Annotated in this window: 21 protein-coding genes and 2 pseudogenes; 15 read left to right on the top strand and 8 right to left on the bottom strand. The window is 72.2% G+C overall.

Annotated elements, in window-relative coordinates; all coding sequences use genetic code 11:
* Positions 1 to 34 precede the first annotated feature (34 nt).
* The 4 genes and pseudogenes from AB0E24_RS27570 to AB0E24_RS27555 form a co-directional block, all read left to right on the top strand.
* Positions 35 to 433, top strand: a complete 399-nt coding sequence (locus AB0E24_RS27570; RefSeq protein ID WP_069868991.1) for a 6-pyruvoyl trahydropterin synthase family protein — start codon at positions 35 to 37, stop codon at positions 431 to 433.
* Positions 430 to 1,536: a glycosyltransferase family 4 protein gene (locus AB0E24_RS27565; protein WP_069868990.1), complete on the top strand. Its 1,107-nt coding sequence runs from the start codon at positions 430 to 432 to the stop codon at positions 1,534 to 1,536. The genes AB0E24_RS27570 and AB0E24_RS27565 overlap by 4 nt, the downstream gene beginning before the upstream one ends.
* Complete coding sequence (locus tag AB0E24_RS27560; RefSeq protein WP_100807715.1) at positions 1,533 to 2,369, top strand: class I SAM-dependent methyltransferase; 837 nt, start codon at positions 1,533 to 1,535, stop codon at positions 2,367 to 2,369. Before AB0E24_RS27565 ends, AB0E24_RS27560 begins: the two co-directional genes overlap by 4 nt.
* A pseudogene (locus AB0E24_RS27555) lies at positions 2,366 to 3,220 on the top strand (lysylphosphatidylglycerol synthase transmembrane domain-containing protein); the annotation flags it as partial. The gene AB0E24_RS27560 and the pseudogene AB0E24_RS27555, both read left to right, overlap by 4 nt.
* 279 nt (positions 3,221 to 3,499) lie before the next feature.
* Here the strand turns inward: AB0E24_RS27555 and AB0E24_RS27550 are convergent.
* Together AB0E24_RS27550 and AB0E24_RS27545 are read right to left on the bottom strand one after the other, a co-directional pair.
* Positions 3,500 to 4,135: pseudogene (locus tag AB0E24_RS27550) on the bottom strand (RibD family protein); the annotation flags it as partial.
* On the bottom strand, positions 4,135 to 4,884 hold the full coding sequence (locus tag AB0E24_RS27545; RefSeq protein WP_069868987.1) for a creatininase family protein: 750 nt from the start codon (positions 4,882 to 4,884) through the stop codon (positions 4,135 to 4,137). The pseudogene AB0E24_RS27550 and the gene AB0E24_RS27545, both read right to left, overlap by 1 nt.
* A gap of 97 nt (positions 4,885 to 4,981) precedes the next feature.
* On the opposite strand from AB0E24_RS27545, the gene ribA reads away from it, so the two are divergent.
* The 5 genes from ribA to AB0E24_RS27520 all read left to right on the top strand — a co-directional run bounded on the left by ribA (position 4,982) and on the right by AB0E24_RS27520 (position 10,353).
* Positions 4,982 to 5,638, top strand: a complete 657-nt coding sequence (ribA, locus tag AB0E24_RS27540; RefSeq protein WP_069868986.1) for a GTP cyclohydrolase II — start codon at positions 4,982 to 4,984, stop codon at positions 5,636 to 5,638.
* Between the two features lie 167 nt (positions 5,639 to 5,805).
* On the top strand, positions 5,806 to 6,312 hold the full coding sequence (locus AB0E24_RS27535) for a (2Fe-2S)-binding protein (protein WP_069868985.1): 507 nt from the start codon (positions 5,806 to 5,808) through the stop codon (positions 6,310 to 6,312).
* On the top strand, positions 6,309 to 7,298 hold the full coding sequence (locus tag AB0E24_RS27530; RefSeq protein ID WP_079257051.1) for an FAD binding domain-containing protein: 990 nt from the start codon (positions 6,309 to 6,311) through the stop codon (positions 7,296 to 7,298). Before AB0E24_RS27535 ends, AB0E24_RS27530 begins: the two co-directional genes overlap by 4 nt.
* Complete coding sequence (locus AB0E24_RS27525) at positions 7,295 to 9,427, top strand: xanthine dehydrogenase family protein molybdopterin-binding subunit (protein WP_093706043.1); 2,133 nt, start codon at positions 7,295 to 7,297, stop codon at positions 9,425 to 9,427. Before AB0E24_RS27530 ends, AB0E24_RS27525 begins: the two co-directional genes overlap by 4 nt.
* A 2-nt stretch (positions 9,428 to 9,429) precedes the next feature.
* Complete coding sequence (locus tag AB0E24_RS27520; RefSeq protein WP_359380900.1) at positions 9,430 to 10,353, top strand: NAD(P)H-binding protein; 924 nt, start codon at positions 9,430 to 9,432, stop codon at positions 10,351 to 10,353.
* A 132-nt stretch (positions 10,354 to 10,485) separates the two neighbouring features.
* Here AB0E24_RS27520 and AB0E24_RS27515 read toward each other — a convergent pair whose 3' ends face one another.
* Positions 10,486 to 11,418, bottom strand: a complete 933-nt coding sequence (locus AB0E24_RS27515; RefSeq protein ID WP_359380898.1) for a Rossmann-fold NAD(P)-binding domain-containing protein — start codon at positions 11,416 to 11,418, stop codon at positions 10,486 to 10,488.
* Between the two features lie 81 nt (positions 11,419 to 11,499).
* Between AB0E24_RS27515 and AB0E24_RS27510 the strand changes: the two genes are divergently transcribed.
* The gene (locus AB0E24_RS27510) at positions 11,500 to 12,441 is read left to right on the top strand and encodes an AraC family transcriptional regulator (protein WP_359380895.1); all 942 of its coding nucleotides are present in this window, start codon (positions 11,500 to 11,502) and stop codon (positions 12,439 to 12,441) included.
* Between the two features lie 224 nt (positions 12,442 to 12,665).
* On the opposite strand, the gene AB0E24_RS27505 is transcribed toward AB0E24_RS27510, so the two are convergent.
* A complete protein-coding gene (locus AB0E24_RS27505; RefSeq protein WP_359380892.1) occupies positions 12,666 to 13,859 on the bottom strand; it encodes a glycosyltransferase in 1,194 nt (397 codons plus the stop codon).
* A 277-nt stretch (positions 13,860 to 14,136) separates the two neighbouring features.
* On the opposite strand from AB0E24_RS27505, the gene AB0E24_RS27500 reads away from it, so the two are divergent.
* Positions 14,137 to 16,038 (top strand): glycosyltransferase family 2 protein, encoded by a 1,902-nt coding sequence (locus AB0E24_RS27500; RefSeq protein ID WP_359380889.1) that lies wholly within the window; start codon positions 14,137 to 14,139, stop codon positions 16,036 to 16,038.
* A 28-nt stretch (positions 16,039 to 16,066) separates the two neighbouring features.
* Here AB0E24_RS27500 and AB0E24_RS27495 read toward each other — a convergent pair whose 3' ends face one another.
* From AB0E24_RS27495 to AB0E24_RS27485, 3 genes are read right to left on the bottom strand one after another with little or no spacing between them, the layout of a single operon-like run.
* Positions 16,067 to 17,089: a glycoside hydrolase family 6 protein gene (locus AB0E24_RS27495; protein WP_435865325.1), complete on the bottom strand. Its 1,023-nt coding sequence runs from the start codon at positions 17,087 to 17,089 to the stop codon at positions 16,067 to 16,069.
* Between the two features lie 31 nt (positions 17,090 to 17,120).
* The gene (locus AB0E24_RS27490; RefSeq protein WP_283887190.1) at positions 17,121 to 17,876 is read right to left on the bottom strand and encodes a cytochrome b/b6 domain-containing protein; all 756 of its coding nucleotides are present in this window, start codon (positions 17,874 to 17,876) and stop codon (positions 17,121 to 17,123) included.
* A complete protein-coding gene (locus AB0E24_RS27485; protein ID WP_099013240.1) occupies positions 17,860 to 18,594 on the bottom strand; it encodes a molybdopterin-dependent oxidoreductase in 735 nt (244 codons plus the stop codon). The genes AB0E24_RS27490 and AB0E24_RS27485 overlap by 17 nt, the downstream gene beginning before the upstream one ends.
* A 328-nt stretch (positions 18,595 to 18,922) precedes the next feature.
* Here AB0E24_RS27485 and AB0E24_RS27480 point away from each other — a divergent pair, with 328 nt between their 5' ends.
* The 4 genes from AB0E24_RS27480 to AB0E24_RS27465 all read left to right on the top strand — a co-directional run bounded on the left by AB0E24_RS27480 (position 18,923) and on the right by AB0E24_RS27465 (position 22,431).
* Positions 18,923 to 19,441 carry a toxin-antitoxin system HicB family antitoxin gene (locus AB0E24_RS27480; protein WP_206331955.1) on the top strand — a complete coding sequence of 173 codons (519 nt, stop codon included), beginning with the start codon at positions 18,923 to 18,925 and terminating at the stop codon, positions 19,439 to 19,441.
* A gap of 248 nt (positions 19,442 to 19,689) precedes the next feature.
* Positions 19,690 to 20,532, top strand: a complete 843-nt coding sequence (locus tag AB0E24_RS27475; RefSeq protein ID WP_079257060.1) for a DUF4097 family beta strand repeat-containing protein — start codon at positions 19,690 to 19,692, stop codon at positions 20,530 to 20,532.
* A 61-nt stretch (positions 20,533 to 20,593) separates the two neighbouring features.
* Positions 20,594 to 21,616 carry an efflux ABC transporter ATPase subunit, DrrA-related gene (locus AB0E24_RS27470; RefSeq protein WP_237287581.1) on the top strand — a complete coding sequence of 341 codons (1,023 nt, stop codon included), beginning with the start codon at positions 20,594 to 20,596 and terminating at the stop codon, positions 21,614 to 21,616.
* On the top strand, positions 21,613 to 22,431 hold the full coding sequence (locus AB0E24_RS27465; protein WP_069868974.1) for an ABC transporter permease: 819 nt from the start codon (positions 21,613 to 21,615) through the stop codon (positions 22,429 to 22,431). The genes AB0E24_RS27470 and AB0E24_RS27465 overlap by 4 nt, the downstream gene beginning before the upstream one ends.
* A 151-nt stretch (positions 22,432 to 22,582) precedes the next feature.
* Here the strand turns inward: AB0E24_RS27465 and AB0E24_RS27460 are convergent, their stop codons facing one another.
* Positions 22,583 to 24,238, bottom strand: coding sequence for an FAD-binding dehydrogenase (locus tag AB0E24_RS27460; protein WP_359380880.1), 1,656 nt, complete (start codon positions 24,236 to 24,238; stop codon positions 22,583 to 22,585).
* Positions 24,239 to 24,465: the final 227 nt, after the last annotated feature.

Below are 24,465 nucleotides of genomic sequence, written 5' to 3'. Positions count from 1 at the left end.
AGGGCCCGACGCGCCGTATCTGGAGGGTCATCCGTTGTTCAGCATCACCGTCCGCGATCACATCATGATCGCTCACAGTTTTCGCGGCGAGGTCTTCGGACCCGCGCAGCGGTTGCACGGGGCGACGTTCCTCGTGGACGCCACCTTCCGCCGTGCCGAGTTGGACGGCGACAACATCGTCGTCGACATCGGGCTCGCCACCCGTGAGCTGGGCGAGGTGTGCGGTGCGCTCAGCTATCGCAACCTCGACGACGAGCCCGATTTCAAGGGGGTCAACACCTCCACCGAGTTCCTCGCCAAGGTGATCGCCGACCGCCTCGCCGAACGGGTGCGCTCCGGTGCGCTGGGCGAGGGCGCCCGCGGGCTGTCCGGGATCGCGGTCACCCTGCATGAGTCGCATGTGGCCTGGGCGAGTTACGAGCGTGACCTATGAGGCCGGCCGCACCGCGCACGGTGCATATCGTGATGCCCGGCACCGTGGCCGATCCGGCCGCGCCGAGCGGCGGCAACGTCTACGACCTGCGGGTCTGCCGGGATCTGCCCGGCACCGGCTGGGAGGTGCAGGAGCACGCGGTGGCGGGCGACTGGCCCCAGCCGGGCCCCGCAGCCCGCGCCGAGCTGGCCCGGATCCTGGGCGGGCTGCCGGACGGCACGGCCGTCCTGCTCGACGGGCTGGTGGCCTGTGCGCTCCCCTATATCGTCGTCCCGCAGGCCCAGCGGCTGCGGCTGGCGGTGCTGGTGCATCTGCCGCTGGGCGACGAGACGGGTCTGGCCCCCGGCCGGGCCGCGGATCTGGGGGCGCTGGAGGGCCGGACGCTGCGCTCGGCGCGGACGGTGGTGGCCACCAGCGCATGGGCGGCCGGGCGGCTGGTGGAGCTGCACGGGCTGGTTCCGGACCGGGTCCATGTGGCGGCGCCCGGCGCCGATATCGCCCCGCTCGCCGCCTCGGGCGACGATGGCTCACGGCTGCTGTGCGTGGCCTCGGTGACCCCGCGCAAGGGCCAGCTGCGGCTGGTGGAGGCGCTCGCGCGGATCGGTGATCTGCCCTGGAGCTGCGACTGCGTGGGGGCCCTGGACCAGGACCCGGAATACGCCGACCGGCTCCGGGAGTCGATCGAGAAGTTGGGCGTGGCCGACCGGGTGCATCTGCTCGGTGCGAGGACCGGCGCCCAGCTGGACGCCGGTTACGGCTCCGCCGACGCGATGGTGCTCGCCTCGTACGCCGAGACCTACGGCATGGCGGTGACCGAGGCGCTCGCCCGGGGGATCCCGGTGCTGGCCACGGCCGTCGGCGGGGTTCCGGAGGCGGTCGGGCAGGCGCCCGACGGCAGGGTGCCTGGCATGCTCATCGACCCGGACGACCCCGAGGCGCTCACGGCGGCGCTGCGCCGCTGGCTGGGCGACCCCGGGTTGCGCCGCCGGCTGACCGCCGCCGCGCACGAGCGGCGCACCGCGCTGGCCGGGTGGGCGAACACCACCCGCAATCTGGCCGGTGCGCTGGAACAACTCCTGGACGAACCGCGGAGGGCCGCGTGAAGACGACCGACGTACCGCGTTACACCCCCGACTGGCTGGAGCTGCGGGAGGGCGCCGACGCGGCGGCCCGCTCCGCCGAACTCCTCGAGGCGCTCGGCCCCCGGCTGTCCGACCCGCCGCTGGTCATCCACGACCTGGGCTGCGGCACCGGCTCCATGGGGCGCTGGCTGGCGCCCCGGCTGGGCGGCCCGCAGCTGTGGATCCTGCACGACCGTGACCCCGATCTGCTGGACCGGGCGGCGGTGCGGATGCCCCGGGCGACCACCGACGGCAGCCGTGTCACCGTCGCGACGGCACGCGGCGACCTCGCCCGGCTGACCGCGAGCACGCTGGACGGCGCCTCGCTGGTGACGGCGTCCGCGCTGCTGGACGTGCTCACCCGGGAGGAGGTGGAGCGGATCGCCGCGGCCTGCGCCGAGGCCCGGTGCCCGGCGCTACTGACGCTGTCCGTGGTGGGGCGGGTCGAGCTCGCCCCGGCCGATCCGCTGGACGCGGAGATCGCCGAGGCGTTCGACGCCCATCAGCGGCGCGGCGGCCTGGTGGGCCCCGACGCGACGGCGGTGGCCTCCGAGGCGTTCACCCGGCACGGCGCGACGGTACGGACCCAGGCCAGCCCCTGGGTGCTGGGCCCCGATCACTCCGCGCTGACGGCCGAGTGGCTGCGCGGCTGGGTGGGCGCGGCCGTGGAGCAGCGGCCGGACCTCGCCGGGCACGCCGAGGCGTATCTGCGCCGCCGGCTGGCGATGGCCACGGCGGGCGCGCTGCGGGTGGTGGTCCACCACCGGGACCTGCTGGCGCTGCCCGCGTCCGGCACGATGGGGGCGGCCGCGTGACCGCCGCGCTGCGGGCCCGGCTCGGGGCGGCCGCGGGCGTCGCCATCCTCGGGGTGCTGCTGTGGCGGCTGGGCACCGGCGCCTTCCTGGACGGCCTGCGCACCATCGACGGCCCCACCCTGCTGGCGGCGCTCGGCCTCGGCCTGCTCACCACGGTCTTCAGCGCCTGGCGCTGGTGTCTGGTGGCGCGGGGCCTGCGGATCCGGCTGCCGCTGGGCCCGGCCGTGGCCGACTACTACCGCGCGCTGTTCCTCAACGCCGCGCTGCCCGGCGGGGTCCTCGGCGATGTGCACCGCGCGGTACGGCACGGGCGGGACGCGGGGGATGTCGGCCGGGGTGTGCGCGCGGTGGTGCTCGAACGGGTCGCGGGCCAGGTGGTGCTGATCGGCGTGGGGGTGGCGATCCTGCTGGCCCACCCCTCCCTGGCGCTGGACCGGGCGGACCGGCTGATCGGCGGGCTGGGCGGCCGGATGGCGTCGGTGCCGGTCCTGGCCGCCGTATGCGTGCCGGCGCTCCTCATGGTGTTCTGGGCCGTCCGGCGCCGCGCTCACCGCGCGGCGCCGGTGGCCGCGCGGCGGCGGGGCGCGGTCCGCGGCGCGCTGGCCGAGGCGCGCCGCGGGCTGCTGGCCCGGGGCAGCTGGCCGGGGGTGGTGGTCGCCTCGGTCGTGGTGCTGGCCGGGCATCTGACCACGTTCGTCCTCGCCGCGCGGGCCGCGGGGTCAAAGGCTCCGCTGACCGAGCTGGTGCCCCTGCTGGTGCTCGCCCTGATCGCCATGGCGCTGCCGCTGAACGTCGGCGGCTGGGGCCCCCGCGAGGGGGTGACCGCCTGGGCCTTCGGCGCCGCGGGCCTGGGCGCGGGCCAGGGGCTGACCGTGGCCGTGGTCTACGGTGTGCTCACCTTCGCCGCGAGCCTCCCGGGTCTCGCGGTGCTGGCCGTCCAGTGGTGCGGCCGGTTGCGGGGCCGACAGGTCGAGTTCGAAGAGGGTGTCCTCGCCGAGGGCGGAACGGCGCACGGGCGGTCGGAGCGCGTCCCGCATGACCGGCGTCCCGTCGAAGCGCAGTCCGGGGATGCCGTCGCCGAGCAGCACCGGGGCCACAGTGACGTAGAGCCGGTGCAGCGCCCCGGCGTGCAGGAAGCGCGACACGGTGACCCCGCCGCCCTCGACGAGTATCCGGCCGAGCCCGCGCCGCGCGAGCGCCCGCACCAGGTGGTGGGGGGCAAAGGCGTCCGGGTCCGTGAGCGTCAGCACCTCCACCCCGTCCGGCGGCGCCGGCCGGCGCTCGCCGGTGGTGCCCACCACCCACAGGGTCGGAGCTGAGCCATCGGTGAACACCCGTCGGTCGAGCGGCACCCGTCCGCGCGGATCGAGGACGACCCGCACCGGGTGGCTGCCCGCGCAGGCGCGGACGGTCAGCTGGGGGTCGTCCGCGACGGCGGTCCCGGCCCCGATGAGCACCGCGTCGGCGAGGGCGCGCAGCCGGTGGAGATGGCGGCGGTCCTCCTCGCCGGTGACGTAGTCGGCGTCGCCGGTGCGGGTGGCGATGAACCCGTCCAGGCTCTGGCCGAGCTGAGCGATGGTCAGCCGCGGCCCGGCGAGGCACAGTGGGAGGTAACGGTCGGCCAGGAGCCGGGCCTCCGGCGAGGCGGCCTCGCTCCACCGCCGTCGGCCGTCCGGGCCCCGGACCAGACCGGCGGCCTCGGCGGCCGCCTCGGTCCGGACCTGGCACAGCCGCTCCCATGCCTCTTCCGTCTCCAAAAAGGTCATCACGCCTCCTTCTCGGCACCGACCAGGGAAAGATACTCGGCGAAGGATTCGACGAGCCCGGCCAGAAGTTCCTTTCCCTTGTCCGCGGACGCCTCGGAAGGGCGGCCGATGACCCCGGACTCCGTATAGGCGGGCATACCGAGGGTGAGCAGATGTTTCCGATCGTCGGATATCCAGTCGGAGGTTTCATGACCGGGCCGTACGAGTTCCGGATGGGCATGCAGGAGTATGGATGTCTCCAGTTCACCCGCATGCATATCGGTGTTCGACGGGGTGCGTACTCCGGCGCGTGTCCTGGCACCATCCCAGTCCGCCGATCCAGGGAATAGCGCCATACGGAAGTCGGTGGCGGCGGATTCCTGAACGATGTTGCGCAGTACGTAATTTCCGCCGTGTCCGTTCACCAGAATCAGACCGCGTACACCCGAGCGCCTGAGCGAGTCCGCGATATCGCGGACCACGGCGTAGAGGGTCGCCGCGGACAGGGAGACCGTCCCTGGCCAGGCCGCATGCTCATGGGAGCAGGAGATCGTCACCGGGGGCAGGTGGAGCACCGGGTGCGCGGCGGCGATCTCGTCCGCGATCGTGCAGGCGATGACCGTGTCGGTGGCCAGCGGGAGAAATGCGCCGTGCTGTTCGAAGCTGCCTATCGGAAGAACCGCGACATCGGCCCCGTCGGCCCGCACTTCCTCCGTCGTCCGAGTCGGCAACACCTTGCCGGTCTGCGGGCGCGTTCCCGAACCACTCATATCTCATGGACCTTTCATGTGTCGGCCGGACAGCCTGTTGCCGCGGCTTTCTCATTCTCCTGTACAAGTGCGGCGGTTTTCCAGATAAGATCGGGACATGACAGAAAGTGATGGCGTGTTCGATGTCGACACCCGCCCCTCGGGTGTCGAACGAGTGGTGAATGTCCGGCTGTCCACGACACATGGCGACTTTCTCGCGATCGGCTATCGGGACCTCGTTCGCGGTGATGAACAAATAGCCCTGGTATACGGCGATGTCACCGGGGAGGAAGCGCTTACCCGGCTGCATTCCGAGTGCCTCACCGGAGACGCGTTCGGCTCCCGGCACTGCGAGTGCGGCGACCAGCTCTCCGCGGCACTGAAGGCGATCGCGGCCGAAGGCCGGGGCGTTCTGGTGTATCTGAGGGGCCATGAGGGCCGCGGGATCGGGCTGCTCGCCAAGCTCCAGGCGATGAAGCTCCAGGCGGAGGGGCTGGACACGGTCGAGGCCAACCTCGCCCTCGGCCTGCCGGCGGACGCCCGCGACTACAAGGTGGCGGCGGACGTTCTGCACGACCTCCAGGTGCGCTCCGTGCGGCTGCTGTCCAACAACCCGCAGAAGCGGGAGGCGCTGCTGCGGTACGGCGTCCGGGTCAGCGAGCAGGTGCCGCTGCTGATGACTCCCCACAAGGAGAACCTCCCGTATCTGCTCACCAAGAGGGACCGCATGGACCACTATCTGCCCCATCTGGAAGCCGTGATCCAGCGCACCTGAAGAGGTCCTGGCCCGGGGCCGCGGTCTCGTCCACCGGTGTCGGCCGGGCGTGGGCCGCGGCCCCGCTGTGGGCAGGGGATACCGCCGAACGGGCGATCAGTGCGCATATGTCCCAGAATGAGGGTGCCGCGTGACGTTCCGACGGACGACGATCAAGGGTAGGGATCATGGACCTGGAGATCGAGCTCCGGGTGGACGGTACCGAGCACCGCCTCACCGTCGACACCCGTACGACGCTGCTGGACGCCCTGCGCGAGCGGCTGGGGAACACCAGCCCCAAGAAGGGCTGCGACCACGGACAGTGCGGCGCCTGCACCCTGCTGCTGGGCGGCCGCCGCATCCTGGGCTGCCTCGCTCTGGCCGTCGCCCACCAGGGCGCCGACATCGTCACCTCGGCCGGGCTCGCCGACGGTGAGCTGCATCCGCTCCAGCGGTCGTTCATCGCCCATGACGCCTTCCAGTGCGGCTACTGCACACCGGGTCAGATCGTCTCGGCCGCCGGGATGCTGCGGGAGGCCCGGGAGGGCTGGCCCAGCGCCGTGAGCAAGGATCCGGGCGCCGTCGACGTGGTGCTCGACGACGAGGAGATCGCCGAGCGGATGAGCGGCAATCTGTGCCGCTGCGCCGCGTACGCGAACATCGTCCCGGCGATCGCGGAGGTGGCGCACCGATGAGGCCCTTTCGCTACGAGCGCGCCGATGAGGTGTCGGCGGCCGTCACCACCCTGGTCCGGGAGCCCGAGGCCGCCTATCTGGCCGGCGGCACCAATCTGGTCGATCTGATGCGGCTCGAGGTGATGACCCCGGAGGTGCTGATCGACGTACGGCGGCTCACCTCCGACCGGATCGAGGAGCTGCCCGACGGGGGCCTGTGGATCGGCGCGGCGGTGACGGGCAGCGATCTGGCCGCCGACCTCCGGGTCAGACGGCGCTATCCGGTGCTCTCCCAGGCGCTGCTCTCCGGCGCCTCCGGCCAGCTGCGCAACCTCGCCACCACCGGCGGGAACCTGCTTCAGCGCACCCGCTGCCCGTACTTCCAGAACGTCACCACCCCCTGCAACAAGCGCGACCCGGGCTCGGGCTGCTCGGCCCTGGAGGGCTATCAGCGCGATATGGCGATCCTGGGCGCCTCCCCCGCCTGTGTGGCCACCCACCCCTCCGACATGGCCGTCGCGCTGGCCGCGCTGGACGCGGTGGTGACGGTGGCCGGCCCGGACGCCGAGCGGCGGATCCCGCTGACCGAACTGCACCGGCTGCCGGACACCACCCCCGAGCGGGACACCGTCCTGGAGCGCGGTGAGCTGATCACCGGGGTGGAGCTGCCACCCCCGCACGGCGCGGCCCGCTCCCGCTACCGCAAGGTGCGCGACCGCGCCTCGTACGCCTTCGCGCTGGTCTCGGTCGCCGCCGCGCTGGAGGTCGCCGGCGGGTCGGTACGGGACGTCCGCATCGCGCTGGGCGGGGTGGCGCACAAGCCCTGGCGGGCCGCGACGGCCGAGGCTGTGCTGCGCGGCGCGCCCGCGACCCGGGAGAGCTTCATGGACGCGGCCGCGGCCGAACTGTCCGCGGCGCGGCCGCTGCCGGGCAACGCCTTCAAGGTTCCACTCGCCCGCAACACGATGGTCAGCACCCTGCTGGAGCTGCTGGAGGAGGCGCGATGAGCGACGTCACGGCCCGTCCCCGCGCTGTCGGTCTGCCGATGGACCGTATCGACGGCGAGCAGAAGGTCACCGGCACCGCCACCTACGCCTATGAATGGCCCCTCGACCAGCCCGTCTATCTGTATCCACTCCAGTCCACGATCGCCGTCGGGCGGATCACCGGGGTGGACGGCGCGCTCGCGGAGGCGGAGCCGGGGGTGCTGGCCGTGCTCAGCCATCTCAACGCCCCCACGCTGACCCGGCCGGACGATCCGGAGCTCGCGGTCCTCCAGTCCGACGAGGTCGCCTGGCGCGGCCAGTTCATCGGGGCGGTGGTCGCCGAGAGCCTGGAGACCGCGCGCCGCGCGGCCGGGCTCGTCCGCGTCGACTACGAGAGCCGGCCGCCCGATGTGATGCTGCGCGCCGACCGCGACGACCTCTACTCCCCCGTGCACGCCGCCGCCTTCGGCACGGGCGGCGGAGAGCTCCAGGACGGCTCGCCCGCCGACAGTGTGCTGGGGGATGTGGAGACGGCGCTGGCGGCGTCGCCGACCATGGTGGACGCCACGTACTCCACGCCGATGTACCACAACAATCCGATGGAGCCGCACACCGCCGTCGTCACCTGGTCCGACGGTGAGCTGGTCGTGCGCTGCTCCAGCCAGGGCGTCTCCATGAGCCGGGCCCTGATCTCCGGGGTGCTGGGTCTCGAGCCGGCGCGGGTGCGGGTGGTCTCGCCGCATGTCGGGGGCGGGTTCGGCTCGAAGGTCTACCCCCATACGTACGCCGTCCTCGCCGCGATGGCCGCCCGGATCGTCCGGCGGCCGGTCAAGTTCACCCTCACCCGGCAGCAGATGTTCGCCCTGGTCGGCTACCGCCCGGCGACGATCCAGCGGATCCGGCTGGCCGCCGGCCGGGACGGCAGGCTCACCGCGATCGCCCACGATGTGATCGAGCAGACCGCCAAGGCCAAGGGGTATGCGGATCAGGTGGGCGTCTGCTCCCGGATGATGTACGCGGCGCCGCATCGGCGCACCACCCACCGGCTGGCCCCGCTGGATGTCCCGGTGCCGACGATCATGCGGGCGCCGGGCGAGGCGCAGGGGATGTTCGCGCTGGAGTCGGCGCTGGACGAGATGGCGATCGCCTGCGGTCTCGACCCGGTGGAGTTCCGGATCCGCAATGAGCCGGAGGTGCATCCGGAGTCCGGGCTGCCGTTCTCCAGCCGCCATCTGACGGACTGTCTGCGCGAGGGCGCCCGCCGGGCCGGCTGGGACCGGCGCGACCCGGCTCCCCGGTCGTGGCGCGACGGGCGCTGGCTGGTGGGCACCGGCGTGGCCTGCTCGACGTATCCCTCCGCCCGCTTCCCCGGGAACGCGGCCACGATCCGGATCGGCCCGGACGGCCGCTACACCGTGCGGATCGCCGCCGCCGACTTGGGCACCGGCACCTGGACGGCGCTCACCCAGATCGCCGCCGACGCGCTGAGCGTCCCGGTCGGGCAGGTGGAGATGCGGATCGGGGACTCGGCGCTGCCGACCGCGTCGGTCGCCGGGGCCTCGGCGGGCATCAACAGCTGGGGCACCGCGATCTGGGAGGCGGCGGACCGGCTGCGGGCCCGGCTGCGGGCCGAGCACGACGGTATCGCGCCGCCGGAAGGGCTGGAGGTCACCGCGGAGCTGCCCGGCGGCAACCCGGAGGCCGAGCGCTATGCGATGCACAGCTTCGGCGCCCAGTTCGCCGAGGTGCGGATCGACGAGGACACCGGTGAGGTGCGGGTGGCGCGGCTGCTGGGGATGTTCGACGTGGGCCGGGTCATCAACCCCAAGACGGCCCGCTCCCAGCTGATCGGCGGGATGACCCAGGGGATGTCGATGGCGCTGTTCGAACACAGCGTGCTCGACCCGCGGTTCGGCCATGTGGTCAACCACGACTTCGCCCAGTACCACATCGCCTCCCACGCCGATGTCCACGCGGTCGAGGCCCACTGGCTGGACCAGCCCGACCCGTTCACCAACCCCATGGGGGCCAAGGGCCTCGGCGAGGTGGGCATCGTGGGCACCGCCGCGGCCATCGCCAACGCCGTGCACCACGCCACCGGTGTCCGGATCCGTGAACTGCCCATCACCCTCGACAAGCTGGTGTCGTAGCCATGCCCCCGCCACCGACCCTGGTGACCGGCGCCGCGGGCGGTGTCGGGGCCGTGGGCCGGACCGTGGTGGAGGAGCTGCGCCGCCGTGAACTGCCGGTGCGCGCCATGGTCCACCGCGAGGACGAGCGGGCCGACGCCCTGCGCACGACGGGCGCGGAGGTGGTGGTGGGCGATCTGACCCGGGCCCCGGATGTGGTCCGCGCGCTGGACGGCTGCGGGCGGATGTACTTCGGCATGAGCGTATCGGCGAAGTACCTGGAGGCCACGGTCACGACGGCGGCGGCCGCGCGCGAGTACGCGCGGCTGGACGCGCTGGTCAATATGTCGCAGATGACGGTCTCCCAGATGGACCTGACCAGCACCTCGGAATCGACCCAGCAGCGGCAGCAGTGGCTCGCCGAACAGGCGCTCAACTGGTCGGGGCTCCCGGTCACCCACATCCGGCCCACCATCTTCATGGAGAACCCGATGTTCCAGGTCTTCGCCTACGCCTCGATCGCGGAGGAGGGCACGATCCGGCTGCCGTTCGGCGCCGCGCGCACCAATCCGGTCGCGGCGCGGGACGTGGCCGCGGTGGTGACGGAGATCCTGGTGGACCCCACCTCGCACATCGGCAGGATCTACCACCTGACCGGCCCGGCCTCCGTCGACATGACCACCATGGCGCAGGAGTTCGCGGACGCGCTCGGCCGGCCGGTCAGCTATGTGGACGTTTCCTACGAAGCCTGGGTCGACCACGATCTGCGAGCGCTCGGCCTGCCCGACCACCTCTTCGACCACCTCGCCACGATGGCGCGGCTGCATGCGCGGAACCGCTACGACCGCATGACCGACGACATCGAAACGATCACGGGACGGCCCCCGACCGGGGTGGGTGAGTTCGTCCATGAGCATCTCGGGATGTTCACGCCGCAGAGCGTCTGACGGGGAACGAAGCGGCCGGTCAGGCGGGTGAGGCGGTCGGAGGCCCGCCCCGGTCCGAGTCCGCCGCGGCAGCCGCCGAGGCGACCGCCGGGACCGCGGCGGCCGCGCCGGTCGGGACCGGCGCGGCCGGGCTCAACCGGCCCAGGCGCCGCTCCCGGCGGTTTCGCGTACGTAGTCGGCGAAGTCCCGGGGCGCGCGGCCCAGGACGCGCTGGACGCCGTCCGCCAGATGCGCGTTGCGCCCGTCCAGCAGGGTCGCGAACAGATCGGTCAGAAACGCCCCCAGCTCGTCCGGAAGCCCCTGGTCGCGCACCAGCGCGGCGCCGTACTCCCCGGCCGAGACCGGCACATAGCGCACCGCGCGGCCCGTCGCCCCGGCGATCTCCGCGGCCGCCTCGGCGAAGGTCAGCAGCCTCGGCCCGGTGAGCTCGTGGATCCGGCCCGCGTGTCCGTCCCCGGTCAGGGCCGCGACCGCGACCTCGGCGATGTCATCGGCGTCCACGAAGGGCTCCTTGACGTCCCCGGCCGGGAAGACGATCTCGCCGTCGAGCACACCGCCGCGCAGAACGCCCTCGTCGAAGTTCTGGCAGAACCAACTCGCCCGCAGCACGGTCCACTCCACACCCGGCACCCGCACCGCCCCCTCGGCGGGCAGCGCCGCCTCCGCGCCCCGGGCGGAGAGCAGCACCAGCCGCCGGGTGCCGTACTCGGCCGCCCGTTCGGCGAAGGCGTGGAGGGTGGTGGCGGCGCCCGGGTCGCAGACGTCGGGGTAGTAGGCGATATACGCCGCGGCGGCCCCGTCCAGCGCGGGCCCCCAGGTGCGCCGGTCCTCCCAGTCGAACGGCGTTCCGCCGGACCGGGAGCCGATCCGCACCGGGTGTCCGGCCCGGATCAGCTGGTCCGCGACCCGGCGGCCGGTCTTGCCGGTGCCACCGAGCACCAGGACGGCCGGGCGGCCCGCGGGCCGCGTTTCCGCGTGCCGAGTTTCCGTGGACTGTGCGTCCGTGGGCCGTGCGTCGGAGTGCTGTGTTTCGGGGTGCTGTGTTTCCGGGTGCTGTGTCGTCATACGGACAGTCAACTCGCGGGCGGTGAGACGGGCCATGGCCAAGAGGCTCGGCCGCATACGTGAGCGTCTACGCTGTGCGCCATGGACGCGCTGGTGAGTCTGCTGGACGGCCCGCGGGCCCGGGGGGCCTTTCTGCTGCGGGTCGTGATGGAGCCGCCCTGGTCGGTACGGATCGAGGACCGGGCCCCGCTGTGTGTGATGACCATGGCGCGCGGCGAGGCATGGGTGGTGCCGGACCAGGGCGAGGCGGTGCGGCTGCGCCCGGGGGATGTGGCGATCGCGCGCGGCCCCGACCCGTACACGGTCGCCGACGACCCCGCCACCGCACCGCGGGCGTGGATCCTCCCCAGCGAGGTGTGCCGCACGGCGGATGGCGTGGATCTGGCCGAGACGATGGCGCTGGGGGTACGCACCTGGGGCAACAGCCCGGACGGCTCGGCCACGATGCTCATCGGCACCTATCAGCTGGACGGCGAGATCGGTGGGCGACTGCTGGACGCACTGCCCCCGCTGCTGGCGCTGGACCGCGAGATGTGGGACTGCCCGCTGATGCCCTGGCTCGGCGAGGAGATCGTCAAGGACGAGCCCGGACAGGAGACGGTTCTGGACCGGCTGCTGGATCTGCTGCTGATCTCCGTGCTGCGGGCCTGGTTCGCCCGGCCGGAGGCCCGCGCGCCGGGCTGGTACCTGGCCCTGGGCGACCCGGTGGTGGGCCGTGCCCTGCGGCTGTTGCAGAGCAACCCGGCCCATCCGTGGACCGTGGCCGGGCTCGCCGCCGAGACGGGTGTCTCGCGCGCGGCGCTGGCCCGGCGCTTCACCGAGCTGGTGGGCGAGCCGCCCATGGCGTATCTGACCGGCTGGCGGCTGGCGCTCGCGGCGGATCTGCTCCGGGATCCGGAGCACACCCTGGCGGCGGTGGCCCGGCGGGTCGGCTACGGCAGCGCGTTCGCCCTCAGCGCCGCCTTCAAGCGCGAGCGCGGCCTGAGCCCGCGGGCGCACCGCGAGGTGACACCGCGGCACTGAGCACCGCTGACCCACGAGACGGCTGACGCCCGTAACCCAGGACGCCTCAGCCCGCAGGCACACCACGAGATAGCGCCACGGCACTGAACACGGCCGACCCACAAAGCGGCTGACGCCCCTGACCCAGGACGCCTCCCTCAGCCCGCAAGCACACCACGAGGTGACACCACGACACTGAGCACCGCTGACCCACAAAACGGCTGACGCCCGTGACCCGGGGCCCCTCAGCCCGCGGGTGCGCCGCGTCGCGGCATGCGGCGGCCGGCGGACGGCACCCGCAGGCAGCCGTCCGGGCCGCAGGTGGTGGTGCGGTCGTAGAGGTCCATCAGACGGCGGGCGGCGCGGGCGATGTCGTAGCGGTCGAGGGCGTCCGGGACCGGGAAGCGCAGGGGGCCCGCGGCGGCCTGGTGGCGCAGGGCGGCGGCGAGGGCGGCCGGGCCGGGGGCGATGCGACGGGCGCCGGGGGCGGCACCGGCCGGGAGTTCGTCGAGGGCGGGGCAGACGGTGTGCAGCACCGGCAGCCCGGCCGCGATCCCCTCCAGCGCCGCGAGGCCGCACGCCTCCTCGGCGGACGGCGAGACCAGGACGTCCATGGCGGCCAGCAGTCCGGGCAGCCCCGCGGGCCGGTCGTCGGAGGGGGCCACCGCGCCGTCGCGCTCCCCCAGCAGCCGCACCCGGTCGGCCACGCCGAGCCGGGTGGCCAGATCCTCCAGGGCGGGGCGCTCGGGGCCCTCGCCGACCAGCAGCAGCCGGGCGTCCGGCACCTCGGCGACGGCCCGCACCGCCGTGTCGAACCGCTTGTCCGCCACCAGCCGGCCGACCCCGCCGACCACGAAGGCCAGGTCGGGGATGCCGAGGCGGGCGCGGGCGGCCGCTCTGGCGGTCGGCTCGAAGCGGAAGTGGCGGGCGTCGATCCCGTTGGGCACCAGATGGATCCGGGGGTTGGGCACCCCCCAGTCGCGCAGCCGGTCGGCGACGGCGGCCGAGACGGCGACGGTCGCCGAGCCCAGCCGCTCGGCGGCGAGATAGCGGGTGCGGAGCGCGGAGGTGAGGAGACGGCCGTCGATCCTCCTCTCGCCCAGCCCGTGTTCGGTGGCGATCACCGCCCGCACCCCCGCCAGCCGGGCGGCGATCCGGCCGAGCACACAGGCCCGGTACAGATGGGTGTGCACCAGGTCGTAGCCGCCGGACCGGATGATCCGCACGAGCCTGGGCACCGCGGCGAGCTGCCGCTCGCGCCCGCCGCCCAGGGGCAGATGGGTGACCGGGATGCCGTCCGCGCGGATGCCGTGCGCGGTGGCGCCGGGGCCCGAGAGGGCGATGACGTCACAGCGCACCGGCAAATGGCGCAGCAGCAGCCTCAGTTGCTGTTCGGCTCCTCCGGCCCCGAGGCGGGAGATGATGTGCAGGACTCTCATCGGGCGACTGCGCCCCATCCTCCGTATTCCGATGGGCTTCGATCGCTGCCGACCCTGCCAGACGGCGGGATGTAAATCACGTAAGACGCGCACCGATAGGCCGTCGGAGTGGATGCCTTATGGGCTGCCGACAAGGGCGCGCCGAATATCCGATGTGCGCGCTCATGACCCATGGGATTGTTACCTTCTCATCTCGCGCGATGACCTGAAGAATATGGCCCGTATGGGTCATCGTGGCGCGACATTCGGTTCGAGCCAGCCCCGCGGGAGTGCCCAGATGCCTGCACCGACCCCCGTCAGAGATTCCCCCCGGAAATCCACCGCACGCGCCGTAGCCGGGCCGCCGCCCGCGCGTACCGCGTCGGATTCTCGCGTTCCGCACCACCCCTCCGCCCCGGTGTACGAATACCGGCGGTACAGCGAGCTGGCGGGCCCGCTGACCAGCGCCCCCACCGGCCGCCCCTACCGGGTGCGCTGCCGGAGCCTGCTGGCGCAGGAGCCGCACCGGTTCCGTGCCGCGCTGCTGCTGTGCGCGGCGCCGGTGTGCTCGGCGTTGCTGTTGCTGTGGCTGCTGCACCCCGGCCACTGGGTGGAGCGCGACTACGCGCCCTGGTGGCAGCGGGCCGCGGACGTCGCGATGCTGGTCTCGATCGCGCTGATCGAGGGGTTCCGCCTGTTCACGGTGGTCTCCAACGCCCATGCCACGCTGGTGGCGCGGGACCCGGTGCCGGTGGTGCCCGAGCCGGGGACAAGGGTGGCGTTCCTGACCAGCTTCGTGCCCGGCAAGGAGCCGATCGCGATGGTCCGGGCCACGCTGGAGGGAGCCGTGCGGATCCGGCACACCGGGCCGCTGGACGTATGGCTGCTCGACGAGGGGGACGACGACGAGGTCAAAGCGCTGTGCGCACGGCTGGGCGTACGGCACTTCTCCCGCAAGGGCATCGAGAAGTGGAATCAGCCGAAGGGCGCTTTCCGGGCACGGACCAAGCACGGGAATTACAACGCCTGGCTGGATGCCCATGGCGATGCGTATGAATTCATGGCGTGTGTGGACACCGACCATGTACCGCTGCCCAACTTCCTGGAGCGCATGCTGGGTTACTTCCGGGATCCGGATATCGCCTTCGTCGTGGGACCGCAGGTCTACGGGAATTACGACACCCCGGTCACCAAGGCCGCGGAAAGCCAGCAGTTCCTTTTCCACGCACTGATCCAGCGGGCCGGAAACGCATATGGCGGCCCGATGTTCGTGGGCACCAACAACGCGGTGCGGATCAGCGCGCTGCGCTCGATCGGCGGGCTGTACGACTCGATCACCGAGGACATGGCCACCGGTTTCGAGCTGCACCGCCGCCGCAACCCCGGGACCGGGAAGAAGTGGCGCTCGGTCTACACCCCCGATGTGCTCGCGGTGGGCGAGGGCCCGAGCACCTGGACGGACTTCTTCACCCAGCAGATGCGGTGGAGCCGCGGTACCTACGAGACCGTGCTCAAGCAGTTCTGGAAGGGCCCGTTCACACTGTCGCCCGGCAAGCTGCTCAACTACTCGCTGATGATCGCGTACTACCCGATGACCGCGGTCAACTGGCTTCTCTCCGCGCTGTCGTGCGCGCTGTTCCTAGTGCTGGGCGCCGCCGGGATCCACATCCCCGCCGAGATGTGGATGATGCTCTACAGCGACGCTGCGATGCTCCAGATCGGCCTCTACATCTGGAACCGGCGGCACAACGTCTCCCCGCATGAGCCGGAGGGCTCCGGCGGGCTGGCCGGGATGCTGCTCTCGGCGCTGTCCGCCCCGATCTACGCCAAGTCGCTGTGCGACGCGGTGCTGCGGCGCACCAGCCGGTTCGTGGTCACCCCCAAGGGCGACTCCTCCAGCCCGGACCGGCTCTCCACGTTCCGCATCCATCTGCTGTGGGCGGTGGTCTTCGGCGCCTCGCTGGTCGGCTCGTTCTTCCTCGGTCACACCCATGCGGTGATGCGGACCTGGGCGGTGCTCGCCCTCGCGCTGTGCCTGTCCCCGGTGGCGATCTGGTCGGTGGGGCTGTTGCGCCACGACCGGAAGTGCCCGGCGCGCGGTACGGTGCCGACGGCGCGCGACGCGGCCAGCCCCTGTGGGACGCGGAAGGGGAAGAACAAGGAGCAGGACAAGGAGCAGGCCCCGGTCTGCGCGCTGTGACCGGCGGCGGGCGCTTCCGGCGGAGCGCTCAGTGGCGGTGGTGGGCGTTGCGGGCCAGGTCCAGGGCGTACTCGGTCCACCAGCGGCCCGCCGGAGGGCCGCCGTTGCAGGTGCCATCGGACTCCCCGGGCCGTTTGATCCACAGATAGGCGTCCACGAGGGGGTCTCCGGTGTTGGTGCTGGGCGGCTCGCCCAGCGCCCGCCCCGGGGGGTTGCACCACGAGTCGCGGGCCCGGATGCCGTGCCGGGCCGCGCCACGGGCCCGTAGCGGGCCCTTGCCGTTGCGGCTGGTGTCGATGACGAAGTGGGCCCGGTCGAGGGCGGCGGAGAGCCGGTGGCCGTAGCGCTCGGCGAGCCGGGTCGGCTGGAAGTTGGAGACGTTCAGCGCGAAGCCGTCGGCCTGCTCGATACCGGCCTCGCGCAGCGGTTTCACCAGTCGGTGGGGGTTCTTGATCCAGCCCGGGTTCCCCGCGTCCACATACACCCGGACATGGGGCAGCGCGGCGAACATGGCGACCGCGTCGCGCAGCATCGCCAGCCGGGCGGTGCGCAGCCTGCCCGGGACACAGCCGTCGACGAGCTGGGCCACCGCGTCGGGTTCCAGGACGACGATCGCCTCTCGACCGCCGATGCCCAGGGTGATCTGCTCGATCCACCGCCGGTATGCCGCGGGGTTCCTCGCGCCGCCCGCCGAGTAGCGCCCACAGTCGCGGTACGGGATGTGATAGGCGACCAGGACCGGGGTGGACCCGGTCCGCGCCGCGGATTCGGTGATGTGGCGGACCCGCTCCCGGGGCGGCGCGGGGCCGAGCCACTCCGCGACCGGCTGCCGGGCGATCCGCCGGATGAGCGCGGCATCGCCGTTCTTCCCCCGCTCCTGCCGCTCATGGGCCTGCCGGGCGGCCGGGCTGTCCGGGTTCACCCAGAGCCCGCCCCGCCGCAGCGGGGACTCGAACATGCGGCATCCACTCAGCGGAAGCATCATCACGAGGCATACGGCGGCATGCGACCAAAGCCGCATACCGCTCTTTCTTGCACCTTTCTCTCGCATGCGACGAATCATGGCACCGGGTGTCAGCGGTTCAGCGGACGCGGCGTTCGTGGCCACCGATTTGGTGCTCCGCGTCCGCGTGGCCGTCCCCGGGACCGTCCCCACGGCCGTCCTCACGGCCGTCCCCGTGGTCCTCGTCCGGGCGCCACAGCGGATGCTCACGGGCCGCCCACGCCCGCTCGACCCGGCCCGTGCGCATCCCGCGCCGGGCCTCCGGATCGGCGAACGCCTTGCCGATATGGCCGATCAGCACGGCGACGACGGCCAGCGCCAGCCAGTCGTGGACGAAGGTGGCGCTGGTGCGCCACACCAGCGGGGCCAGCCCGGTGAACCACATCAGCAGCCCGGTGCCCGCCATCACCAGCACCGCGCCCGCGATATAACTCGCGTACAGCTTCTGCCCGGCGTTGAACTTCCCCGCCGGGCGCTCCTGCCGCCGGTGATCGCGCCGCAGCGCCGCCCGCAGCCAAACGCGGTCCTGCGGGCCGAAGCGGTTGATGCGGGTGAGATCGGCGCGGAAGGCGCGGGAGACGAGCCCGAGCAGGGCCGGTACGGGGGTCAGGATGCCGGTCCACTCATGGATGGTGACGACGAGCGCGCGACGGCCGACGAGTTCGGCGAGCGCGGGCAGATAGAGACAGCCCGCGCTGAACACGCACATGCCCAGCAGCAGGGCCGTGGTGCGGTGGACCCAGCGCTCGGCGGGGCTGAACCGCGGCACCCGTGACCCGTCCCGGCCCCCGGCCCGCGGCCGGGGCGGCACCGTGCGCTCAGGCGGTGGGGTCATCGTCGCGTCCGTTCGACCTGCCGACCCAGGCGTCGACGTCATAGCCCCGCTCCTCCCAGTAGCCGGGCCGCACCTCATCGGTGACGGTGATACCGGACAGCCATTTCGCCGACTTGTAGAAGTACATCGGCGCCACATACAGCCGCACCGGCCCGCCGTGGGAGTGCCCGATCGGCTTGTCCTTCAGCTTCAGCGCGACCAGGACGTCGGACCGCCGTGCCTGGTCGAGCGTCAGGCTCTCGCTGTACGCGCCGTCGAAGCAGGTGAAGCGGACGGCCTTGCCGCGCGGGCTCACCCCGGCGGCGTCGAGCAGCGTCGACAGCCGCACCCCCTCGAACGGGGTCTCGGGCACCCGCCAGCCGGTGACGCACTGGACATCGCGGACGAGACGGGTCTGCGGCAGCGCGCGCAGATCGGCGAGGCGGTACGCGGCGGGCTTGTCGACGAGTCCGTCGACGGTGAGGCGGTAGGAACTGTCGTCCTTGTGGGGCACGGAGGAGGTGACGGAGTAGTAGCGGAACCCGCCGCCGTTGGGGAGGAGTCCGGTCACCCCCGTCGGGTCCTTGTCGGCCACCGCGCCCAGCGCGGTCTCCAGCCCGCTCTGGAGCCAGGGGGCCGCGGCCATCGCGCCCGCGCCGAGCCCGAGCATGCCGAGGACGAGGCGCCGGCCGACGGGGGTGCCCTCGCCGTCGGGTCCGGCACCGGTGTTGGGGTTCATGGGTCGATAAGAGCACCGGGCGGGGGTGGTGCGCCATCCTCTGCCTGGATTCGTCAGACTTCGGTAAGACTCCGGGGCCGGAGGTCGGGGTGGCATCACTTGACGCCGAATGGCACTATCCAACGCCACCCTCGGCACCATGTGGCGCCACCCGGCGCCATCCAGTGCCACCCCTGGCCCACAAAAGCGCGTGAGCACGCATGGCATCGCCATGAGCCAGGGCTCCCTCCACGCGTTTCCGCAGGTAGAGCGGCCACACCTGGGGCCACCCCACGGTAGGCGCCATTCAGGCTTGCACATAGCGCCATTGTGGTGCCATGATGGCGTCATGGACCTCACCCCGTATGTCGACACCCTCCGCCGCGAACTCGCGGTGGCCGCCGAGGCCGGTGGCGAAGAAGCCCGCGAGCTGGCCGAGCGGCTCACCGCTCCCCTGGAGTCGGCGACCCGGCTGACCATGCTCAACGTGCTCTCCGCCGCGATGGACGAGATCACCCGTGAACTCGCGCCCGGCTCGGTCGACGTACGGCTGCGCGGGCTCGACCCCGACTTCGTGGTGACACCGCCGCCCGGCGACGGCAGCGCCCCCGCGGAGCCGACCGCGCCCGCCGAACCCTTCAGGACCCCGGCCCCGGCCGACGGCGACGAGGGCGGCACCGCCCGCGTCAACCTGCGACTGCCGGCCCATCTCAAGGCCCGCGCCGAGGAGGCAGCGACCCGCGAGGGCCTGTCGGTCAACGCCTGGCTGGTACGGGCCGTGTCGGCCGCGGTCGACGGCGGCACCCGGCCGCGTACGCCGGAGAAGGCCCGGAGCGTCGGACAGAGCTTCACGGGCTGGGTGCGCTAAGCGCTCCGCTGGAAGTGCCCTGACCTGCCGTCGATCGTCCGCGGCGCCGTCGTGGCTGGTCGCGCCCCGCGGCGGAGCCGCATACCGATACAGCCCCGCGCCCCTTTGGGGCGCCACCGAACCGCAGCCGACTTCCGCCGATCCGCTTAGCGCCCCGCCCGCACCACGTCACCCACACCACTTCCACTTCATCCACACCACGTCCCACCAGCGGGGACGTCCCACAGACTCAAGAGGACGGGACAGCCATGCCTTCTTTCGACACTCCCGCACCGATCTCGGTCACCGCACGTGTGGAGGCCGGTTCCATCCAGTTCACCGCGGGCGACCGCCTCGACACCGTCGTCGAGGTGCGGCCCCGCGACCCGAAGAAGGACCTGGACGTGCGGACGGCCGACCAGACCGAGGTCGGCTACGCGGGCGGCGCCCTGACCGTCCGGACGCCCAAGTCCAATCTGTTCGGCCGCACCGGCACCGTCGATGTGACCGTCGAACTGCCCACGGGCTCGAACGTCGACCTGACCGGCGCCTGGACCCAGGTGCTCGGCGAGGGCCGGCTCGGTGAGGTCCGGGTGAAGACCTCGTCCGGCGACGCCCGCCTCGACACGACCGGCCCGCTGAAGCTGACCGCGTCGCACGGCTCGATCACCGTGGACCGGGTGGAGGGCGCCGCCGAGATCACCACCAGCTCCGGCAGCCTGCGCGTGGGCTTCGCCGACGGCCCCGCCGTCCTGAAGAACTCGCACGGCACCACGACCGTCGGCGCCGCGACCGGTGAGCTGCGGGTGAGCGGCGCCAACGGCGACATCGACATCCAGCGCGCCGAGGACTCGGTCACCGCCACCACCGCCCACGGCACCCTGCGCGTGGCCGAAGTGGCCCGTGGCACCGTCCAGCTGGAGACCTCCTACGGCGCCATCGAGGTCGGCATACGCCAGTCCACGGCCGCCTGGCTCGACGTCAGCTCGGGCTCCGGTCAGGTGCGCAACACGCTCACCGCCTCCGACGCCCCGGAGGAGACCGAGGAGACCGTCAAGGTCCGCGCCCGCACCCGCTTCGGCAACATCGACATCCGCCGCGCCAAGGTCTGAGCGCCACCCTCCTCAATCGGCCCCATCCCCCGCTCACTTCAGCCTTCGAACGGAGGGCTCCATGCCTTCTTCTGTCATGCCCACATCCAGTCCGGCCGGTCAGCCGTCACCGGCCGCCATCTCCGCGGTCGGCCTGCGCAAGTCGTACGGCGACAAGACCGTCCTCGACGGCATCGATCTGCGTATCCCGGCCGGGTCGGTGTTCGCGCTGCTCGGGCCCAACGGCGCCGGCAAGACCACCGCCGTGAAGATCCTTTCCACGCTCATCACCGCCGACGGCGGGCAGGCCCAGGTCGCGGGCCATGACGTCGCCACCGCCCCGGACGGGGTACGGGCCGCGATCGGTGTCACCGGGCAGTTCTCCGCCGTCGACGGGCTGATCACCGGCGAGGAGAACATGCTCCTCATGGCGGACCTGCACCATCTGCCCAAACGGGAGGGACGGCGGGTCGCCGCCGAACTGCTGGAGCGGTTCGACCTCGTCGACGCCGCCGGGAAGCCCGCCCAGAGCTACTCCGGCGGTATGAAGCGCCGCCTGGACATCGCCATGACCCTCGTCGGCAACCCGCGGATCATCTTCCTCGACGAGCCGACCACCGGCCTCGACCCGCGCAGCCGTCACAACATGTGGCAGATCATCCGCGAACTCGTCTCCGACGGCGTCACCGTCTTCCTCACCACCCAGTACCTGGACGAGGCCGATGAACTCGCCGACCGGATCGCGGTGCTGAACAACGGCAGGATCGCCGCCCAGGGCACCGCCGAGGAGCTCAAGCGGCTCATCCCCGGCGGCCATGTACGACTCCGCTTCGCCGACCCGTCCGCGTACCGGAGCGCCGCCACCGCGCTGCGCGAGATCACCCGGGACGACGAGGCGCTGTCGCTACAGATCCCCAGCGACGGCAGCCAGCGTGAGCTGCGCTCCATCCTCGACTGGCTGGACTCGGCCGGTATCGAGGCCGATGAGCTCACCGTGCACACCCCCGACCTCGACGATGTGTTCTTCGCCCTGACCGGCTCCGCCGTGCCCACCCAGCCGAACCAGCCGAACCAGCCGAACCAGCCCAAGGAGGCTGCCCGATGAGCGCACCCCTGGCTCCCGCCCGACCGACCCGGCTCTCCCTCGCCGTACGCGACTCCTCCACGATGCTGCGGCGCAACCTCCTGCACGCGCGGCGCTACCCGTCCCTGACCCTGAATCTGCTGCTCACGCCGGTCATGCTGTTGCTGCTGTTCGTCTACGTCTTCGGCGATGTGATGAGCGCGGGCATCGGCGGTGGCGGGGCCGATCGCTCCGAGTACATCGCGTATCTCGTCCCCGGCATCCTGCTGATGACCATCGGCAGCACCCTGGTCGGCACCGCGGTGTCCGTCTCCAACGACATGACCGAGGGCATCATCGCCCGCTTCCGCACCATGGCGATCCACCGCGGTTCCGTGCTCATCGGACATGTCATCGGCAGCGTGGTGCAGGCGGTCATGAGCGTGGTTCTCGTCGGTGCCGTCGCCGTGGCCATCGGCTTCCGCTCCACGGATGCCTCGGTCCTGGAGTGGATCGCGGCGTTCGGGCTGCTCACGCTGTTCGCCCTGGCGTTCACCTGGATCGCGGTCGGGATGGGCATGATCAGCCCGAGCGCGGAGGCGGCCAGCAACAACGCGCTGCCACTGGTCTTCCTGCCGCTCATCTCCAGCGCCTTCGTCCCGGTCGACGCGATGCCGGGGTGGTTCCAGCCGATCGCCGAGTACCAGCCGTTCACACCGACCATCGAGACCCTGCGCGGGCTGCTGCTCGGCACCGGGATCGGCCACAACGGATGGCTCACCGTCGTCTGGTGCCTGGTCCTGGCGGCGCTCGGCTACCGCTGGTCGAAGGCGGTGTTCAACCGCGACCCGAAGTGATGCGCGGACTGCCCGCCGTGGCTCGTCCCGCCCGCGGGCGGCGTACTCCGACACCGTGTCGGCGTGCGCCGCCCCGTCGGCGTTCTCCCGTGCCGGAGTTCACGCGCCGGAGGTTCACGCCACCGCGTCGGGAGGTTTGACGCCACCGGGTTCACGCCACCGCCTCGGCCGCCGCGCGGCCCGCCGTACGGCCCGAGAAGAGGCAGCCGCCCAGGAAGGTGCCCTCCAGGGAGCGGTAGCCGTGCACTCCCCCGCCGCCGAAGCCCGCCGCCTCCCCGGCCGCGTAGACGCCGGGCAGCGGTTCACCGCCCTCGGTCAGGACGCGGGAGGAGAGGTCCGTCTCCAGGCCGCCGAGCGACTTACGGGTCAGGATGTGCAGGCGCACGGCGATCAGCGGACCCGCCTTGGGGTCGAGGACGCGGTGCGGGGCGGCGGTGCGGATCAGCCGGTCGCCCAGGTACTTACGGGTGCCGCGCAGTGCGGTGACCTGGAGGTCCTTGGTGTAGGGGTTGGCGATCTCACGGTCCCGGGCGACGATCTCCCGCCGCAGTTCGGCCTCGTCGATGAGCGGCTCCTTGGTGAGTTCGTTCATCCGCCGGACCAGCGCCGGGAGCGACCGCTCCACGATGAAGTCCGCGCCGTGGTCCATGAACGCCTGGACCGGGCCCGGGACCCCGTCCCGCGCGCGGCCGATCACATCGCGGACGCTCTTACCGGTGAGGTCCGGGTTCTGCTCGGAGCCGGAGAGCGCGAACTCCTTCTCGATGATCTTCCGGGTGAGCACGAACCAGGTGTAGTCGTAGCCGGTCCGCATGATGTGTTCGAGCGTGCCGAGGGTGTCGAAACCGGGGAACAGCGGCACCGGCAACCGCTTGCCGCGCGCGTCGAACCACAGGGAGGACGGGCCGGGCAGGATGCGAATGCCGTGCCGGGGCCAGATGGGGTTCCAGTTCTCGATGCCCTCGGTGTAGTGCCACATCCGGTCGCGGTTGATGATGCGGCCGCCGGCCCCCTCGGTGATGCCGAGCATCAGACCGTCCACATGGGCCGGGACCCCGGAGATCATCCGCTCGGGCGGGGAGCCGAGCCGCTCGGGCCAGTTGGCGCGGACGAGGTCGTGGTTGCCGCCGATACCGCCGGAGGTGATGATCACGGCCTGGGCGCGCAGTTCGAAGGCGTCGGTGACCTCGCGGCCGCTGCTGGCGCCGCGCTCGACATCGCTGGGCTCCAGGATGTCGCCGGTGACGGTGTCGACCGTGCCCGCGCTGCGGGACAGCCCGGTCACCCGGTGCCGGAAGCGCAGGTCGACCAGGCCGCGGGCGGCCGCCTCCCGCACCCGCCGCTCGAAGGGGGCGACGACGCCGGGGCCGGTGCCCCAGGTGATGTGGAAGCGGGGCACGGAGTTGCCGTGTCCGGTCGCGTCGTAGCCGCCGCGCTCGGCCCAGCCGACGAGCGGGAACAGCCGCAGCCCCTGGGCGTGCAGCCAGGACCGCTTCTCGCCCGCCGCGAAGTCCACGTACGCCTCGGCCCAGCGGCGCGGCCAGTGGTCCTCCTCGCGGTCGAACCCGGCCGTGCCCAGCCAGTCCTGCCAGGCGAGTTCATGGCTGTCGCGGATGCGCAGACGGCGCTGCTCGGGTGAGTCGACGAGGAAGAGACCGCCGAAGGACCAGTGGGCCTGGCCGCCGAGGGACTGCTCGGGCTCCTGGTCGAGCAGGATCACCTTGCGGCCGGCGTCGGCCAGTTCTGCGGTGGCCGCGAGGCCCGCGAGCCCCGCGCCGACCACGATCACATCCGCGTCGTACGCCATGGTGTGGTGTCCCGTTCTCGTGAGCCCGCCGACGCCCGACGGCGGTGTGCCGACGGCGTCATGACCGCGATCCTGCCTACCGGCTAGTACGGCGTCAACCCGCGGCATGGGAGCGGTTTCGGACCGCTTCCGGACCGCCAACTACCCCCGCGAAACCTCGGCGTAGAACAAAAGGTCACAATCGTTCACCGAGATTGGACACGGTTGGGCCAACAGTGCATCATCAT

The organism is Streptomyces malaysiensis subsp. malaysiensis (genome assembly GCF_040653035.1).
Taxonomy (GTDB): Bacteria; Actinomycetota; Actinomycetes; order Streptomycetales; family Streptomycetaceae; genus Streptomyces; species Streptomyces malaysiensis.
This window is presented reverse-complemented; position numbering and strand designations above follow the sequence as displayed.

Excerpts from the sequence above, each read along its gene's own strand:
- AB0E24_RS27565 (WP_069868990.1), top strand. The coding sequence starts at position 430 with ATGAGGCCGGCCGCACCGCGCACGGTGCATATCGTGATGCCCGGCACC.
- AB0E24_RS27545 (WP_069868987.1), bottom strand. The coding sequence starts at position 4,884 with ATGAGTGGTTCGGGAACGCGCCCGCAGACCGGCAAGGTGTTGCCGACT.
- ribA (WP_069868986.1), top strand. The coding sequence starts at position 4,982 with ATGACAGAAAGTGATGGCGTGTTCGATGTCGACACCCGCCCCTCGGGT.
- AB0E24_RS27535 (WP_069868985.1), top strand. The coding sequence starts at position 5,806 with ATGGACCTGGAGATCGAGCTCCGGGTGGACGGTACCGAGCACCGCCTC.
- AB0E24_RS27530 (WP_079257051.1), top strand. The coding sequence starts at position 6,309 with ATGAGGCCCTTTCGCTACGAGCGCGCCGATGAGGTGTCGGCGGCCGTC.
- AB0E24_RS27525 (WP_093706043.1), top strand. The coding sequence starts at position 7,295 with ATGAGCGACGTCACGGCCCGTCCCCGCGCTGTCGGTCTGCCGATGGAC.
- AB0E24_RS27520 (WP_359380900.1), top strand. The coding sequence starts at position 9,430 with ATGCCCCCGCCACCGACCCTGGTGACCGGCGCCGCGGGCGGTGTCGGG.
- AB0E24_RS27515 (WP_359380898.1), bottom strand. The coding sequence starts at position 11,418 with ATGACGACACAGCACCCGGAAACACAGCACCCCGAAACACAGCACTCC.
- AB0E24_RS27510 (WP_359380895.1), top strand. The coding sequence starts at position 11,500 with ATGGACGCGCTGGTGAGTCTGCTGGACGGCCCGCGGGCCCGGGGGGCC.
- AB0E24_RS27505 (WP_359380892.1), bottom strand. The coding sequence starts at position 13,859 with ATGAGAGTCCTGCACATCATCTCCCGCCTCGGGGCCGGAGGAGCCGAA.
- AB0E24_RS27500 (WP_359380889.1), top strand. The coding sequence starts at position 14,137 with ATGCCTGCACCGACCCCCGTCAGAGATTCCCCCCGGAAATCCACCGCA.
- AB0E24_RS27495 (WP_435865325.1), bottom strand. The coding sequence starts at position 17,089 with ATGCGAGAGAAAGGTGCAAGAAAGAGCGGTATGCGGCTTTGGTCGCAT.
- AB0E24_RS27490 (WP_283887190.1), bottom strand. The coding sequence starts at position 17,876 with ATGACCCCACCGCCTGAGCGCACGGTGCCGCCCCGGCCGCGGGCCGGG.
- AB0E24_RS27485 (WP_099013240.1), bottom strand. The coding sequence starts at position 18,594 with ATGAACCCCAACACCGGTGCCGGACCCGACGGCGAGGGCACCCCCGTC.
- AB0E24_RS27480 (WP_206331955.1), top strand. The coding sequence starts at position 18,923 with ATGGACCTCACCCCGTATGTCGACACCCTCCGCCGCGAACTCGCGGTG.
- AB0E24_RS27475 (WP_079257060.1), top strand. The coding sequence starts at position 19,690 with ATGCCTTCTTTCGACACTCCCGCACCGATCTCGGTCACCGCACGTGTG.
- AB0E24_RS27470 (WP_237287581.1), top strand. The coding sequence starts at position 20,594 with ATGCCTTCTTCTGTCATGCCCACATCCAGTCCGGCCGGTCAGCCGTCA.
- AB0E24_RS27465 (WP_069868974.1), top strand. The coding sequence starts at position 21,613 with ATGAGCGCACCCCTGGCTCCCGCCCGACCGACCCGGCTCTCCCTCGCC.
- AB0E24_RS27460 (WP_359380880.1), bottom strand. The coding sequence starts at position 24,238 with ATGGCGTACGACGCGGATGTGATCGTGGTCGGCGCGGGGCTCGCGGGC.